The 14,350-nt window shown below is 39.3% G+C and carries 15 protein-coding genes and 1 pseudogene; 12 read left to right on the top strand and 4 right to left on the bottom strand.

All coding sequences use genetic code 11. The features are described from left to right. Positions 1–1,006: 3'-5' exonuclease (locus GQR46_RS07060; RefSeq protein ID WP_346766797.1), on the bottom strand; the 1,006-nt coding region annotated here is incomplete at its 3' end. Positions 1,007–1,200: 194 nt separating this feature from the next. Here GQR46_RS07060 and dinG point away from each other — a divergent pair. The 6 genes and pseudogenes from dinG to GQR46_RS07030 all read left to right on the top strand — a co-directional run bounded on the left by dinG (position 1,201) and on the right by GQR46_RS07030 (position 6,037). Further along, on the top strand, positions 1,201–3,276 hold the full coding sequence (gene dinG / locus GQR46_RS07055; RefSeq protein ID WP_165725432.1) for an ATP-dependent DNA helicase DinG: 2,076 nt from the start codon (positions 1,201–1,203) through the stop codon (positions 3,274–3,276). Further along, a complete protein-coding gene (locus tag GQR46_RS07050) occupies positions 3,276–4,052 on the top strand; it encodes a TSUP family transporter (RefSeq protein WP_165740537.1) in 777 nt (258 codons plus the stop codon). The genes dinG and GQR46_RS07050 overlap by 1 nt, the downstream gene beginning before the upstream one ends. A 1-nt stretch (position 4,053) precedes the next feature. Continuing rightward, on the top strand, positions 4,054–4,662 hold the full coding sequence (locus tag GQR46_RS07045; protein ID WP_165740536.1) for a primosomal replication protein: 609 nt from the start codon (positions 4,054–4,056) through the stop codon (positions 4,660–4,662). A 13-nt stretch (positions 4,663–4,675) separates the two neighbouring features. Then, positions 4,676–5,568 (top strand): annotated as a pseudogene (locus GQR46_RS07040) (histone deacetylase). A gap of 51 nt (positions 5,569–5,619) precedes the next feature. After that, complete coding sequence (locus GQR46_RS07035) at positions 5,620–5,901, top strand: late competence development ComFB family protein (protein ID WP_024590772.1); 282 nt, start codon at positions 5,620–5,622, stop codon at positions 5,899–5,901. Then, positions 5,885–6,037, top strand: a complete 153-nt coding sequence (locus GQR46_RS07030) for a DUF2496 domain-containing protein (RefSeq protein ID WP_007584045.1) — start codon at positions 5,885–5,887, stop codon at positions 6,035–6,037. Before GQR46_RS07035 ends, GQR46_RS07030 begins: the two co-directional genes overlap by 17 nt. Positions 6,038–6,039: 2 nt before the next feature. Here GQR46_RS07030 and GQR46_RS07025 read toward each other — a convergent pair whose 3' ends face one another. Next, positions 6,040–6,561, bottom strand: a complete 522-nt coding sequence (locus GQR46_RS07025) for a sel1 repeat family protein (RefSeq protein ID WP_165740535.1) — start codon at positions 6,559–6,561, stop codon at positions 6,040–6,042. Positions 6,562–6,666: 105 nt separating this feature from the next. Between GQR46_RS07025 and GQR46_RS07020 the strand changes: the two genes are divergently transcribed. Next, complete coding sequence (locus tag GQR46_RS07020) at positions 6,667–7,551, top strand: DMT family transporter (protein WP_165740534.1); 885 nt, start codon at positions 6,667–6,669, stop codon at positions 7,549–7,551. 29 nt (positions 7,552–7,580) lie between these two features. Here the strand turns inward: GQR46_RS07020 and GQR46_RS07015 are convergent, their stop codons facing one another. Together GQR46_RS07015 and GQR46_RS07010 are read right to left on the bottom strand one after the other, a co-directional pair. Beyond that, positions 7,581–8,579, bottom strand: coding sequence for a cupin domain-containing protein (locus GQR46_RS07015; RefSeq protein WP_165740533.1), 999 nt, complete (start codon positions 8,577–8,579; stop codon positions 7,581–7,583). An 18-nt stretch (positions 8,580–8,597) separates the two neighbouring features. Further along, positions 8,598–9,338 carry an SDR family oxidoreductase gene (locus GQR46_RS07010; protein ID WP_165740532.1) on the bottom strand — a complete coding sequence of 247 codons (741 nt, stop codon included), beginning with the start codon at positions 9,336–9,338 and terminating at the stop codon, positions 8,598–8,600. 129 nt (positions 9,339–9,467) lie between these two features. On the opposite strand from GQR46_RS07010, the gene hisD reads away from it, so the two are divergent. From hisD to GQR46_RS06985, 5 genes are read left to right on the top strand one after another with little or no spacing between them, the layout of a single operon-like run. Continuing rightward, the gene (hisD, locus tag GQR46_RS07005) at positions 9,468–10,742 is read left to right on the top strand and encodes a histidinol dehydrogenase (RefSeq protein ID WP_165740531.1); all 1,275 of its coding nucleotides are present in this window, start codon (positions 9,468–9,470) and stop codon (positions 10,740–10,742) included. Between the two features lie 4 nt (positions 10,743–10,746). Continuing rightward, a complete protein-coding gene (locus GQR46_RS07000; RefSeq protein ID WP_149591888.1) occupies positions 10,747–11,754 on the top strand; it encodes a LacI family DNA-binding transcriptional regulator in 1,008 nt (335 codons plus the stop codon). A gap of 14 nt (positions 11,755–11,768) precedes the next feature. Next, positions 11,769–12,470: an alpha/beta hydrolase gene (locus tag GQR46_RS06995; protein ID WP_165740530.1), complete on the top strand. Its 702-nt coding sequence runs from the start codon at positions 11,769–11,771 to the stop codon at positions 12,468–12,470. Continuing rightward, the gene (locus tag GQR46_RS06990) at positions 12,467–13,237 is read left to right on the top strand and encodes an aldolase/citrate lyase family protein (RefSeq protein ID WP_165740529.1); all 771 of its coding nucleotides are present in this window, start codon (positions 12,467–12,469) and stop codon (positions 13,235–13,237) included. The genes GQR46_RS06995 and GQR46_RS06990 overlap by 4 nt, the downstream gene beginning before the upstream one ends. Beyond that, positions 13,234–14,256, top strand: a complete 1,023-nt coding sequence (locus GQR46_RS06985; protein ID WP_165740528.1) for an ester cyclase — start codon at positions 13,234–13,236, stop codon at positions 14,254–14,256. Before GQR46_RS06990 ends, GQR46_RS06985 begins: the two co-directional genes overlap by 4 nt. Positions 14,257–14,350 lie beyond the last annotated feature (94 nt).

The following is a 14,350-nucleotide window of genomic DNA, read 5'->3' as shown; positions in this document are numbered from 1 at the left end:
CTTGTCGATTATATTTTGCTAAAGAAAGTTTATCTTCGTTAAATTGCCTAATAATTTCCTGGAGACTATTACCCGAATCGATTAATTTAGACTCACCCAACACTTGATTTGAAACATTAGCTAACGAAAAGCTCTCAAAGCTATATGTGCCATTTTTTAATGTGTCTATTCCATCAACCACACATCGCCCAGGGATCGATACTCGAGTAAAGTGCCCTTTTCGAACATATAAAGGCTGATTTCCTCTACCCAGTAATAACTTAACCCCAAGTGCTTCAGCTCTTTCATGAATAACAGCAAAGTCGAACTCAATTACATTCCAGCCAATTATTACATCAGGATCGCTAAGCTTAATAAAATGCTCTAATCCCTTTAAGAGCTCGGCCTCATCTACACACCAAATAATATCAAACTCGAGGTTGGTAGCCTCTCTATCTGGCTCGCCAATCATTAAAACACAGTCTAAATTACAACCCACGAGTCCAACAGAAAACAGAACCCCACTCTCGTTACATTCAATGTCTAACGAGAGCTTATTAAGGGTTGGGGAATATTCTTCATTCACTTTTAATTTAGCGTCGGTTATTAATGTATAGCCATCTTGTTTAAATACATTACCCGTTATCCAAGCTCCACCTTTTATAAAGCGTTCCATTAAATAGCGCTCTATTGGTCGAATATCTTCTTCAAATAATACAACACCACGTTGCTTTAAAGCTTTAGTAGCAGAATAAAAATGCTTTAGTGATTTGAAGTAACAGGCCGACATATCTTCTTGCTGAAAGTTTTTTAGCTCAAGACTTTTAATATTAAAGTTAAGTGATTCAGCTACTAATATTTCATTCGCTATTTCAGCATCTTTGCTTTTGATAAAAAACAGTGCATTTTCGTTAGCCGACACCGTTTTTATAGGCCCTTTATCACTACAAAACCACGCTTCGTAACATATGCCGTTTGCAGTATCATAGGCATGAGAAGAAACAATAAAACCGGCTGTTAAGTACACTATTACTAAACCTTATACATATATATGTAAGTTTTTACTTAATTAAAAATGCTTTAAAGCCATACACTCAACCTAAATAAACACTCAGAGACTTTATTTTGCTAAATTAATTTCATCACTTCTTGTAGTTACACTCTTATAACTCTAAAATCCATAGCACTGTAATTATATACATACTTTAGGTAAATCATCCCATGCTTTCTGACTCACTAAAAAAAACAATTAGGCAAGTACACCAGCATGTGGCTAGTAACCTAAACGATTATCGCCCTCGCAGCAGCCAAAACTACCTTGTAGCTGAAATAGCAAAAACCCTTGCAGGCGAATATCATAAAAAACAACGCATATGCGTTATTGAAGCTGGCACCGGTACCGGTAAGTCTCTTGCTTACTGTTTAGGCGCACTGCCTCTTGCCCTAGCGCAAAAAAAGAAGTTAGTTATTTCTACTGCAACGGTTGCACTGCAAGAGCAATTAATAGCAAAAGAACTGCCATTTTTTAAAAAGCATTCAGGCCTCGACTTTAAATTTGATTTAGTAAAAGGTCGCCATCGTTACATTTGTGCTCATAAATTACATAACGCGGTTAATGGCGATAGCCAAACACAAATGGATTTTATGCCAACGCTTACTTCACCACTGAGCGCAATGGAAACCAAATGTTTAAATGAGTTATATAACGCTTATGTAAATAAAAAATGGCAAGGCGATAGAGACAGCTGGGCTGACACAGTACCCGACAGAGTGTGGAACTTAATAGCCTGCGATAAGCATTCATGCCAGCGCCAAATGAAGGCCCATCAAACGTGTCCGTTTCAACTTGCTCGTAATCAATTAATGCAAATGGATGTTCTGGTAATTAATCACTCATTACTACTTGCCGATTTAGACTTAGGTGGCGGTAAAATTTTACCAGAGCCCGACAACACCATTTATGTTATTGATGAAGCGCACCATTTAGCACACATAACACGCGACTTTTCATCAGCTGCTGCCACAATTAAAGGCACAATAGAATGGCTTGATAAGCTCACCAAGTTTAGCGGAAAAATGGCGAAGGTTTTAGTGGGGCAAAGGGCTATTGGGCAAAATTTTAAACTTTGCGACAGCATTAACGATGCTAATAAAGATTTAAAAGTAGTGCGTGATATTCTCGACAATGCCGATTTTGAGTACTCAAAAGATGATACTTACCGCTTTGAACACGGTGAAATTCCAGAGTCGCTGCACAGTAAAGCTAAAGATATAAGCGAAGCCACGCAAGATGCGCTGCGCTGCTTAAACAAAATGCACGACACACTCACCCAAGATGTAAGTGACGGCGACATAAAACCTTACGTTGCCGACCCAATACTAGGCGAAAGCGGGCAATACATAAACCGATTAGAGCAACTCAATAAACTTTGGTTTAGTTACGCTAAAAAAGGTGAAGGTGCACCTCATGCACGGTGGATAAAACGCCTTGAATACAAAAGCCATCACGATCACTTATTAAGCGACTGCCCTATCGAGGTCGGTTACTACCTAAAAGATAAATTATGGCGCGAATGCGCGGGCGCTGTTTTGTGCTCGGCCACATTAAGTGCACTGGGCTCGTTCGATCACTTTGCTTACGAAACAGGACTTGCTAAAGAAGAAGGCGTTAAATTTATTAAAGTACCTTCTCCTTTTGATTACCCAAAACAAGCCACTTTACGTATTCCGGTATCTAAAGTAGAACCAACCGATAAAGACTTTAGTGATCACCTAGCTAAAACATTACCAGAGTACCTAAATGATAAAAAAGCGAACCTTGTATTGTTCGCTTCTTACTGGCAAATGGACCATGTAACAAAGTTTCTTAGAACAAAAGGTTTTAACTTATTAGTACAAGGTGAGATGTCGCGAGAAGCGTTGCTTAAATTACACACCAAAAATGTAGACGAAGGCAAAGGCAGTATTTTATTCGGAACACAAAGCCTTTCGGAAGGCCTTGATTTACCTGGAAAATATTTAGAGAACTTAATAATTACCAAAATTCCGTTTGCGGTCCCTACTTCGCCAATAGAAGAAGCGCAAGCAGAATTTGTACAAAGTAAAGGTGGTAACCCGTTTTTAACGATTACCGTGCCAGACGCCGCAAAGAAATTGGTACAAAGCTGTGGTAGACTGCTGCGAAAAGAGAGTGATGAAGGCTGTATTACTATTCTCGATAGGCGCTTAGTTACTAAGCGATACGGTAAAGCCATGCTCGACACCCTACCACCTTTTAAAAGACAAATAGATTATTAATGTTTGAACTCGCACTCGATCCAACAACCTGGGCTGTTTTATGTGCTGTTGCACTTGCCGCAGGTTTTATAGACGCTATCGCCGGTGGCGGTGGCATGTTAACTGTGCCCGCTTTATTAACTGCTGGCTTACCTCCACATTTAACATTAGGCACCAATAAACTAGCTGCAAGTTTTGGCTCCTTAACAGCAAGCTATACCTATTATAAAAAGAACTTATTTAGTCCAAAGTTTTGGGCTGCCTCCGTTATTGCAACCGCAATAGGTGCATTGATAGGCACTGTTATTGTTGATCATTTAAGTATCGACTTTTTAAACAAGCTACTGCCTATTATTATTATTTTAGTTGCCGCTTATAGCTTATTTGGTAATTTAAGCACCACCGAAGGCGATGAACTTCCTAAACTAAACAAAGCGATGAAAATAAAACAATGGCTACAAGGTTTAGTATTAGGCTTTTTTGATGGTTTAGCAGGCCCAGGTACAGGTACTTTTTGGACTGCTTCTAATGGCATGCTTTATAAAATGAACTTGCTACTCAACTGTGGTTTAGCGCGCTCAATGAACTTTGTTTCTAACTTTATATCTTTAATTACTTTTGTAGCACTCGGCCATGTAAACTTTTTACTTGGCATAACAATGGGCTTTTTTATTATGCTAGGCGCATGGTTTGGCGCGCATTCGGCAATACGCTTTGGTAGTAAATTTATTCGCCCTGTATTTAATACTATGGTTATACTTTTAGCATTAAAACTAATTTACGAGGCTTACTTTTAATATGCATTCAATGGCTTTAGATAAACTACGCCAACAAGTTGCAACGCTAAAACAACAAGCTGAGCAATTTGATAAAGCTAAACTGTTTTCTAAAAACCGTTATATGCAGGCGCAACCGAGCTTGTTTGACCGCGCAGTTTTTAGTACAAAAAGCATGAACCTAGCCGATTACGTAATAGAAATTGAAGACGAAGTGTCAAGATTACCGCCAAGCGAGCATCGCCATGCTTATACCTACGCACTTGAACGCATTGGCGCACAAGTACAAGCCGTATTTAACGTTATTAAATCAACGCCTATTTGGGTTAAAGAAAACAAAAGCCATTATAAACCTCGCCCTAAGCAAACTGTTTATAAGCACGCTGTACAAAAAATAATGCAATCGTCGCACGAGCTTTACGACGAATTAAAGCAAAACCATGAGTTTGAACGTCGGTTAGTGCTCATGATTGAAGAGCGAAAAATGCAAATGGATAAAGCCTCGCCTGCTAAAGCACAAAAGCTTAACCTTGAAATATTAAGCACACATGCTCGATTGGGCCGCTGCAGAAAAGCAATTTCTGCCACTGAGGACAAAATACAACAAGTAGAAAAACAACAACTGCGTTAAGGCGCACTTTACTATGCAGCTTTATTATCATCCATTGTATTCAGACCTTATCCTTGCAGAACGTCATCGATTCCCTATTCAAAAGTATAAGTTACTTAAAACCGAAATAGAAAATCTAGGTGTTTCGGCTATTCACTTTCAAGAGCCTATAAAAGCAACTAAATCTCAACTTTCGCTATGTCATAGCCAACGTTATATAGATGACTTTTTAAATGGGACTCTTAGCAATAAAGCCATAAAAAAATGGGCTTCCCTTATTCAAATGAATTGGTAGAGCGCACATTACTATCAGTTGGTGCAAGCATCCAAAGTAGTGAACACGCGCTAAAACATGGTTTTTCAGCTAATTTAAGCGGTGGTTATCATCATTCTCATAGCGATTTTGGCAGTGGCTTTTGTATTTTTAATGATTTAGCTATTGCAGCAGCACATTTAATAAATACAGAGCAAGCCGACACTGTTTTAATTTTTGATTGCGACGTACACCAAGGCGATGGCACAGCACAAATCACTCAAAACCATAACCAAATTATTACCTGCTCAATTCATTGTGAACAAAATTTTCCTCTTAATAAACAAGAGTCCACTTACGATTTTGCATTGCCCGCTAAAACAGCCGACGATGAGTACCTTGCTACATTAGAGCAAGCACTCGATTTTTGCGTGCGCATACATAACCCTGATATTATTTTGTATAATGCAGGCGCTGATATTTACACTAAAGACGAGTTAGGCTTGTTTAATATATCGCTCAATGGCGTATATGAGCGCGACTTGTTTGTTCTCAACTTCTGTAAGCAACATCAAATCCCACTAATGTGCGCTTTAGGTGGCGGTTATCAGCGTAATTTGAGTTCACTAATTAATGTTCATAAACAACTATTTAAAGCCGCTATCGATTTATAGTAAGCCTTAGTATAGACTCAGTTAAACGGATTATTTTAAAGCGGTGGGAATATGCGATTACACGAAGACATACACAACTATTACGAAAAGATTGTAGTTGAAGAAATCATCAAACTTAAACTTGATGAAAAATATGATGAAGATGTAATGGCTGACTTTTGTTGTACGGTACTAAATCAGCTCCCGCCACGATATATTCGCTACGATGTAGATATGGCGTTTTATTTACCGCAATCAGAACGCATACATATGGAACAACGTGTGCAAACAGCAATAAATGTCGCCATTAGCCAAATATCAAAAAAGAAAGAATTAAATGACAAGCCCACTTGATCAAGCCCCTACACATATTAAACTTGCAGTAGATTTAATTATGATACTAGAGCAGCACGATGTTGCTCCAGAAGAGGTCTTAAAAGCACTCGATATTGTAAAAAGCGACTTTGAAAAAAAGCTAGAAAAGCCATAACTCTATTCTATTATTTGTATGTCGTGCTCGGTAACGCTACCTTCGTGCTTAGTGCAATCAATTTTAACTTCACCAAATGTACGTCTAGGCGAAGTTGAACGACGACAGGTCATATTTTGTGCTTTAACGCCAAATTGCGTTATATACAACGCAACTGTTTCGTCTATTTGTTGTTTTTGCTGCGTAGTCGCTGCACTGTAAAATACATCGTATTGCGCAGACCAATTTTCAACCCCCGCTTCTCTTGCAACACCTAGCCAGCCCATCTCTAGTTTAGTAGATTGCTCCAAGTATTGGCCTTTCAAAAACATAAACGCCAACGTGTATTGTGCGCTTTTATAGCCTAGCCCAGCAGGCTCTTTTAAATAATTGAAAGCGGCCTCAAACTGTCCTTTTCGATACGCTTTAATACCATTGTATTCATTCTTTTTCATGGTGGTATCACTGTAAAGGTTGATTGAGCTTGAATTACATCCACCCAAAAAAGTGATAAATACCATAGAAACTACTGAGAACGTTTTCATTCTTATCCTTAATTTATTATTTTTATATGCCGGTTCCGAATATGGCTTACAGTGTTTATAAACCCTGCTATTCTAAAATCCAATATGCATAATTAAAATACTATCATGACCTTAGCAAGCTTACTGCGATTATTTTTTCTGGCCGCTATATGGGGCGCTTCTTTTTTATTTATGCGAATGGCAGCTAACAGCTTGGGGCCAGCGGTATTAATTGAGTTTAGAGTAGGCTTTGCTGCAGTTACTTTATTTATTGTTGCCTTGTATTTAAAGCGCCGTTTAGCGTTTACTGAACACAAAAAACACTTTTTTATTATAGGCGCGTTTAATTCGGCTCTGCCGTTTTTATTTTTTGCCTATGCAGCACAAACTATAAGCGCTTCTACTTTATCAATTTTAAATTCAACAACCCCTATTTGGGGCGTAGTAGTTGGTATTTTATGGACAAAAACAAAGCCTACCAAAAGTATGGTGCTTAGTTTATTGCTTGGCTTGATAGGTGTTGCAATACTCGTTGGCCAAAATCACTTTGTATTAAATAGCCAATCAATCATAGCTATAGTAGCGGCATTAAGCGCTTCACTTTGCTATGCCATTGCATCGCATTACACTAAAAACGCGCCTAAACTGGCCCCATTCGATAATGCCCATGGCTCAATGTGGGCGTCGAGCTTTATGGTATTACCGCTTATCTTATTTATGCCAATACGAGAAATACCAAGCACCAACATTATGCTAGGTGTATTAGTACTGGGCGTAGTATGTACCGCCCTTGCTTATATTTTATTTTTTAAATTAATCGACGATATTGGCCCAACCTCAGCACTCACGGTTACATTTTTAATTCCATTATTTGGCATATTTTGGGGGCATTTATTTTTAGATGAGCAAATAGGGCCAAATACATTACTAGGCGCACTATTTGTAATTGTAGGCACTATGCTGGTTACTGGTTTTTTACCACGAAAAAGGCACTTAGCTAAAACAAGCTAAGTGCCTTAAATTACATATGGCATTAAAGTTTAAATAAATTGCGGATCTTTTGGCGAATCATTCCTGCGAGTAATATACACAATACAATCATTTTTCGCTTCATTACTAAACGCTCGGCTATGCTCAATAGGAACTGAAAATGTATCTCCTTGAGTAAGCGTTAATACTTCATCGCCTAAATCAATGGTTAAGCTACCTTGATGAACAAAAATAACCTCTTCTTCAAAACGAATGTGTTTTGCTATTTTTGCATTTGGTTGGAGTTTTAACGCTGATATATTAAATCCATGTGGCCAATTTAGTTGTGTTTGAATAGGCGTATCGGCATTTAAATTGCCAACTAGTGGTGCTTCGTAAACACCTTCGAATTGGCTTAGGTAAGAGTGCTTGTTCCAATTAAAATCACTTGCTCTGACCACTGTTTGCGCAAGCTCTTCGTCTGTTATTATTCGGTGCTGCGCTATTTGTTCACTGCTAGTAACAGCCATTGGACTAACCCCATCAGGAGCTTTTTCATTGAGCGTTGTATCTACTAAACTGCCATTTTCAAGTAAAATAAGGCCAAACTCTTTTGCCATATCAAATACTTGTGGAGCCCAAAGTACTCTACCCGGATCGTCACTGCCAAGCACTGCATATAAGTAGCCAATACCATTACCTACGTTTTCAAATCCTCTAAAAATATCTAAAGGAATCGAAATAATATCGCCTTCGTTTAAAATTACCTTAGCGTCTTTACCGTCTACACCGGTATAAAATGCCCATGTGCCACTGTGTACAACAAATATCTCTTCGGTTAAGTGGCTATGCTGCGAGTTTAAGCACCCAGCAGGTTGGCGAGCACCACCAATATTAAAGCCATGTGGTATAGAAATATGCACATGCTGATTAGGGTTTTCTGCAACACCTGGACCTATAATAGTAAAATTTTCTTTTTGATCACTACCAGGCGAACGCGTATCAATAAAGGCATTCTTACACGGAATTAAATCATCGTATCGTACTAAGCGTTCTGCAAATAAACTCATTATTCTCTCCTAAATTAATTACTGAGCGGTCCAGCCGCCATCAATTTTTATACTTGTTCCTGTGATCATTGCAGACAACTCACTAAGCAAAAATACACAAGCATTTGCAACATCATCCGTTTGGGCAATTTTTTTCATTGGGATCATGTCATAAACAAATTTTTTGAAGTCGGGATTTTCAAGCATTGGCTTTGTCATTGGCGTTTCAACAAACGTAGGAGCAACGGTATTAACACGTACATTTTGTGTTGCTAGTTCAACAGCAAGTGCCTTGGTGAGCCCCTCTACCGCATGCTTACTCATGCAATACAAAGTACGATTAGGTGAGCCTACAAACCCCATTTGAGATGACATGTTAACCACAGCACCGGCACCAGAGTTAATTAAAGCTGGTAATGCTGCTTGGCTTATTCGATAAACACTACGGATATTCATCGAAATTACATCATCAATATTGTCATCTGTTTGCTCAAGCATTGGCGCAACACGGTTAATACCTGCGTTGTTAAGTAAACCGTCTAACTTAGTAAGTCCACGTAAACGCTCATAAAAAGCATCACTGTTTATATCAAGCGGCCAGATTTCTATTTGCGAAGGAGCATATTCCTTGAGCTGTTCCAAATCGTGTTTTGTACGCGCCACAGCAATTATATTTGCACCCGCATCTACACACTTTTGTACGCACGATTTACCAATGCCTTTACCCGCACCCGTTATCAAAATGGTTTTACCAAGTAAAAGAGTTTTATCAAATCCCATTTGTTCACCTAAATTCTATATTGCATTCGAAGTCATTATTAATTAGAGTACCCACAGATGCAAGACATTATTTAACCAGTACGTCTCATCAACAGTGTATAAAACAACTAGTCACTAAGGATATAAACAATGATAAAGCATTTAAAAAAAGGTCAACCAGTTGACTCAAAACAAAAACAAAATCAATCAGTAAGAGATATTGTAGAAAATATTTTAGCGCGTGTTGAATCTGAAGGTGATGCAGCAATTCGTGAATATTCTGAAAAATTCGACAAATGGACTCCGAAGTCTTTCAGGCTATCTAGTGATGAAATTAAAGCGTGTTATGCACAACTTGATGATCAATTAATCGAAGATATTAAATGGGCGCAAAGCCAAGTCCGTAATTTTGCTCAAATTCAACGTGACTCAATGAAAGACGTTGAAGTAGAAACACTACCTGGCGTTACGCTTGGCCATAAACACATAGCAATGGAGAGCGTAGGTTGTTACGTACCAGGAGGGAAATATCCACTACTAGCCTCTGCGCACATGAGTGTATTAACGGCTAAAGTAGCCGGTGTTAAACGTGTTATCGCCATGGCTCCACCTTTTAATGGCAAGCCATCACCAGAAATTGTGGTTGCAATGGATATGGCAGGCGCAGATGAAATTTACTGCCTCGGTGGTGTACAAGCCGTTGCTGCAATGGCTATTGGAACGCAAACTATTGCTCCAGTAGATATGATTGTAGGCCCGGGTAACGCCTTTGTAGCCGAGGCTAAACGACAGTTATTTGGCCGAGTTGGTATCGATTTATTTGCAGGCCCTACCGAAACACTCGTTATTGCTGATGACAGTGTAGATGGCGAATTATGTGCGACCGATTTACTAGGCCAAGCAGAGCACGGCCCTACGTCTCCCGCTATTTTACTGACTAACTCTGAGCAATTAGCTATTGATACAATGGCTGAAGTAGAAAGACAACTTACCATATTACCTACTGCTGATATTGCAGGTGTGGCATGGAAGGATCATGGTGAAGTTATTGTATGTGATACCTATGAGGAGATGATAGAAGTTGCTAACGATCTTGCATTTGAACACGTACAAATTATGACTCGCAATACCGACTACTTCAAAGAAAACATGCAAAACTTTGGAGCTTTGTTTTTAGGTCCACAAACTAACGTTTCTTATGGCGATAAATGTATTGGTACAAACCATACACTACCCACAGGTAAAGCAGCGCGTTATACTGGTGGTCTATGGGTAGGAAAATTCATAAAAACATGTACTTTCCAACGAGTAACAGAAGAAGCCTCGGTTGTTGTTGGTGAGTATTGTTCACGTTTATGTGCTGCAGAAGGGTTCGCTGGCCACAAAGAACAAGCAGACATACGAGTAAGACGATATAGGAAATAAATCATTGTCAAAGCAAAAACGAGTCACCTCATATGATGTAGCCCGCGAAGCGGGTGTATCACAATCGGCGGTATCGCGTGTATTTAGGCCCGGATTTAGCGTGTCTAAAAAAACCCGCGAAAAGGTAGTCGCAACAGCCAATGAAATGGGCTATCGCCCTAATGCCATTGCTCGTATGTTGATCACTAAACAGTCTGGTATGGTCGCGGTTATTTTATCATCGCGAGCAAACTTGAACTACCCTGAGGTACTCTCTGAGCTTAACAAAGAGCTAGCACTTAACAATAAACGAGTGCTGCTCTTTACTCTTGATGACGCAGACGAATTAGATGAATTACTCGAAAACATTTGGACCTTTCAGGTTGATGGCGTAATTGCTCTAGCGGCTCACTTTGATAGTAAAAGCCTAGATTTATTTGCTAAACACAGCACACCTATTGTGCTTTATAACCGTAATGTGCCTGAATCGAATGCAAACACAGTTTGCTGTAATCACGATAAAGGCATTAAACAGCTAATTGATTTATTACACCAATCTAACCATAAGTCGTATTTAATTATTGCCGGCCCAGATGACTCCGATGTAGCCAACGAGCGCCGTGAAATAGCTCAAAATTATTTACACACTTTAGGTATCCAAAATACGCCTGTTATTTATGGTGATTATGGCTATAAATCAGCACGAAGTGCATTAGAAGATTGGTTAAAAACAAACACCCTACCCGATGCTATTATTTGCAGTAACGATGTAATGGCCATTGGCGTAATTGATGAAATCAAACAAAACTTAAACTTAAGCGTACCCGACGATGTGTCGGTGGTAGGGTTTGATGGTATTAGTGCTGCGTCTTGGTACAACTATCAAATAACCACAATACAACAACCTATGAAACAGCTAACTAAAGCCGCTGTAGACATACTCATGGAACGTATTGAAAACCCTCAAGCCGCTGCTGAAGCACGAGTTTTTACCGGTTCATTAATTACAGGGAACTCTATTAAAACACGTTAAGTTAAGGAATTTTTGTGGCCAAAAATCCTGTTTATATTTTACCTGGTACTATGTGTAACCACCGTATGTTTGAAGCGCAAATAGTTGCCCTTCAAAATGCGGGTTATACCCCTCACGTTATTCCCTTTACTGAACAAACAAGCATTGCAAAAATGGCTGAGCTTACTAAAACCATAGCCCTAAAGCCTGCTCCTTTTATTGGTTTTTCAATGGGTGGGATTGTTGCTCTTGCACTTTTAAAATCAAACCCTGAGCTTATACAGTCGCTGTGTTTAATATCAAGTAATAGCCTAGCCGACAAACTCGAACGCCCTGCTATTAGACAAAAGCAAATTGAGCAAGCACACGCTACAGGCGTAGAAAGCGTACTTAAGCACGACTTTTTACCGCATTATTTCCACCAGCCAAATATAAAGCACAGTGAACTTGCATTAAAAATGGCAAATGAGCTTGGTTTTAACGCTTTTAGTGCACAATTAAATGCCCTTGCAACACGCGAAGACACCCTAAACGTTATTAAACAAACCAATAAAAAATTACTATTTGTTGGTGGTGAACGTGACGTTTTATGTCCAAGCACTATTCAAAAAACAATGCATAACGCCTGCCCTAATAGCGATCTTATTTTATTAGGCAATTGTGGGCATTTCGTCCCGCTTGAAAGAAGTAACACCCTAAACGCACTACTCTTAGATTGGTTGGAGTCTATTAAATGAATTTAAAACAAAAGTTAAATGCTCAACAATTGCTATTAGGCACATTTATAAAAAGTACTCATTATCATAATACCGAAGTACTTTCTCACACTAATCTCGATGTTTTGTGTTTAGATGCAGAGCATGCTCCGTTTGATCGCGGCGATTTAGATAGTTGCATTATGGCAGCCCGTACTAAAAACATGCCGACCCTTATTCGCGTAAGTAATACCGATCACGCCACTATACTTAGCAGTTTAGATATCGGTGCCGATGGTTTAGTGTTACCTCACATTAAAACGGCAGAGCAAGCAAAAGCGATTATTAAAAACTGCTTTTATGGCAACAACGGTAGAGGTTACGCAGGTTCAAGCCGCTTTGCAGGCTACACCACTCATGCATTAACCGATAACTTAGCAGCCAACAAATCATCTACCTGCATTATTGCTCAAATAGAGGATGCTGATGCGCTTGAGAACATCGATGAATTATGCCAAATAGATGAGATTGACTGTATTTTTATAGGCCGAATGGACTTAACTATTTCCCTCGGTGAAACTAATCCAAGCGCTCCTATTGTTATTGATGCCGTTACTAAAATAGCTAACGCAGCGGCAAAATATAATAAATGCTGTGGCATGTTTGTTGGTAATTTAAGTGAGCTCAGTCATTGGCAATCGTTAGGCGTAAGTTTTTATCTATTAGGCTCTGATCATAGCTTTTTACTAAGTGGTGCTAAGCAACTACGTGCAGACTTTGAATCAGCTACAAGTGAATCAAAAATATGAGTATCCATAACAAAAATAAAGAGTTAATTAAAAACTTCAGAAGCGCACTTTATAACTTTGATATAAATTTGCTCAAAAAAGAAGTCACAAACTTATTTACTGATGACGCATTAATACAACTTTGCTACCCGTTTGAAACACTCGCAAATCCTAATGCACTTATTGAGCAAGCCTATTTACCCCTTAGCAAAGCATTTGTTGGCCTTGAACGCCGCGATACCATTGTAATGGCAGGTAGCTCTATAAACGACTCTGATTGGGTTGGCTGCTGTGGATACTATACCGGCTCATTCGAAAAACCATGGCTAGGCATTCCACCCACAGGGCATCAAGTGAGTATGCGTTTTCATGAGTTTTACCGGATTAAAAATAGCAAAGTGGTTGAAGTACAAGCTATTTGGGATATTCCCGAAGTAATGATGCAAGCAAACGTATGGCCACTGTCTCCGAGCTTAGGCAAAGAGTGGCATGTGCCAGGGCCTGCCACACAAGATGGGGTAATCACCCGTCCTTATAATAGCGAACAAGCTGCGCAAAGTTTAAAGCTTGTGGGCGATATGTGTGAGCATCTTGGATTTTATGCTGAAGGTGGCATTGAAGCCATGAAGCTAGAGCACTTTTGGCATCCGCATTGTAGCTGGTATGGACCAAGCACAATAGGCACTGCACGCGGTATAAAAGGCTTTAGAAATTGGCATCAAATCCCGTTTTTAAATGCCCTACCCAATCGTGTAGGCGATGCAAGTAAAGGTTATTTATTTGCCGATGAAAACTACGTAGGGTTTACTGCATGGCCTGGTATGAGCATGACTATTAGTAACGGTGGTTGGTTAGGTATTGCGCCCGCAAATCAGCAAATAACCATGCGTAGTCTAGACTTTTGGCGAGCCGAGAATAACTTAATTCGCGAAAACTGGGTGCTGATAGATATGCTCGATGTGTACAATCAAATTGGCGTAGATGTATTAGCTCGTATGAAAGAACTAACTAAAGCGCGCTACTTATACCAATTCCAATAAATAGCTGATCTATTTTACTTGCTAAAACAACCCATTTCTTTGTTGTAAATTTCGCAAAGGGAACAACCATTTACATCAATTTACGCCTAGAACT

It is taken from the genome of Pseudoalteromonas sp. Z1A6, assembly GCF_011378745.1.
GTDB lineage: Bacteria > Pseudomonadota > Gammaproteobacteria > Enterobacterales > Alteromonadaceae > Pseudoalteromonas > Pseudoalteromonas arctica.
This window is presented reverse-complemented; position numbering and strand designations above follow the sequence as displayed.

What these genes read in the sequence shown, in the direction of transcription:
- dinG (WP_165725432.1), top strand. Translation starts at nt 1,201, where the DNA reads ATGCTTTCTGACTCACTAAAAAAAACAATTAGGCAAGTACACCAGCAT.
- GQR46_RS07050 (WP_165740537.1), top strand. Translation starts at nt 3,276, where the DNA reads ATGTTTGAACTCGCACTCGATCCAACAACCTGGGCTGTTTTATGTGCT.
- GQR46_RS07045 (WP_165740536.1), top strand. Translation starts at nt 4,054, where the DNA reads ATGCATTCAATGGCTTTAGATAAACTACGCCAACAAGTTGCAACGCTA.
- GQR46_RS07035 (WP_024590772.1), top strand. Translation starts at nt 5,620, where the DNA reads ATGCGATTACACGAAGACATACACAACTATTACGAAAAGATTGTAGTT.
- GQR46_RS07030 (WP_007584045.1), top strand. Translation starts at nt 5,885, where the DNA reads ATGACAAGCCCACTTGATCAAGCCCCTACACATATTAAACTTGCAGTA.
- GQR46_RS07025 (WP_165740535.1), bottom strand. Translation starts at nt 6,561, where the DNA reads ATGAAAACGTTCTCAGTAGTTTCTATGGTATTTATCACTTTTTTGGGT.
- GQR46_RS07020 (WP_165740534.1), top strand. Translation starts at nt 6,667, where the DNA reads ATGACCTTAGCAAGCTTACTGCGATTATTTTTTCTGGCCGCTATATGG.
- GQR46_RS07015 (WP_165740533.1), bottom strand. Translation starts at nt 8,579, where the DNA reads ATGAGTTTATTTGCAGAACGCTTAGTACGATACGATGATTTAATTCCG.
- GQR46_RS07010 (WP_165740532.1), bottom strand. Translation starts at nt 9,338, where the DNA reads ATGGGATTTGATAAAACTCTTTTACTTGGTAAAACCATTTTGATAACG.
- hisD (WP_165740531.1), top strand. Translation starts at nt 9,468, where the DNA reads ATGATAAAGCATTTAAAAAAAGGTCAACCAGTTGACTCAAAACAAAAA.
- GQR46_RS06990 (WP_165740529.1), top strand. Translation starts at nt 12,467, where the DNA reads ATGAATTTAAAACAAAAGTTAAATGCTCAACAATTGCTATTAGGCACA.
- GQR46_RS06985 (WP_165740528.1), top strand. Translation starts at nt 13,234, where the DNA reads ATGAGTATCCATAACAAAAATAAAGAGTTAATTAAAAACTTCAGAAGC.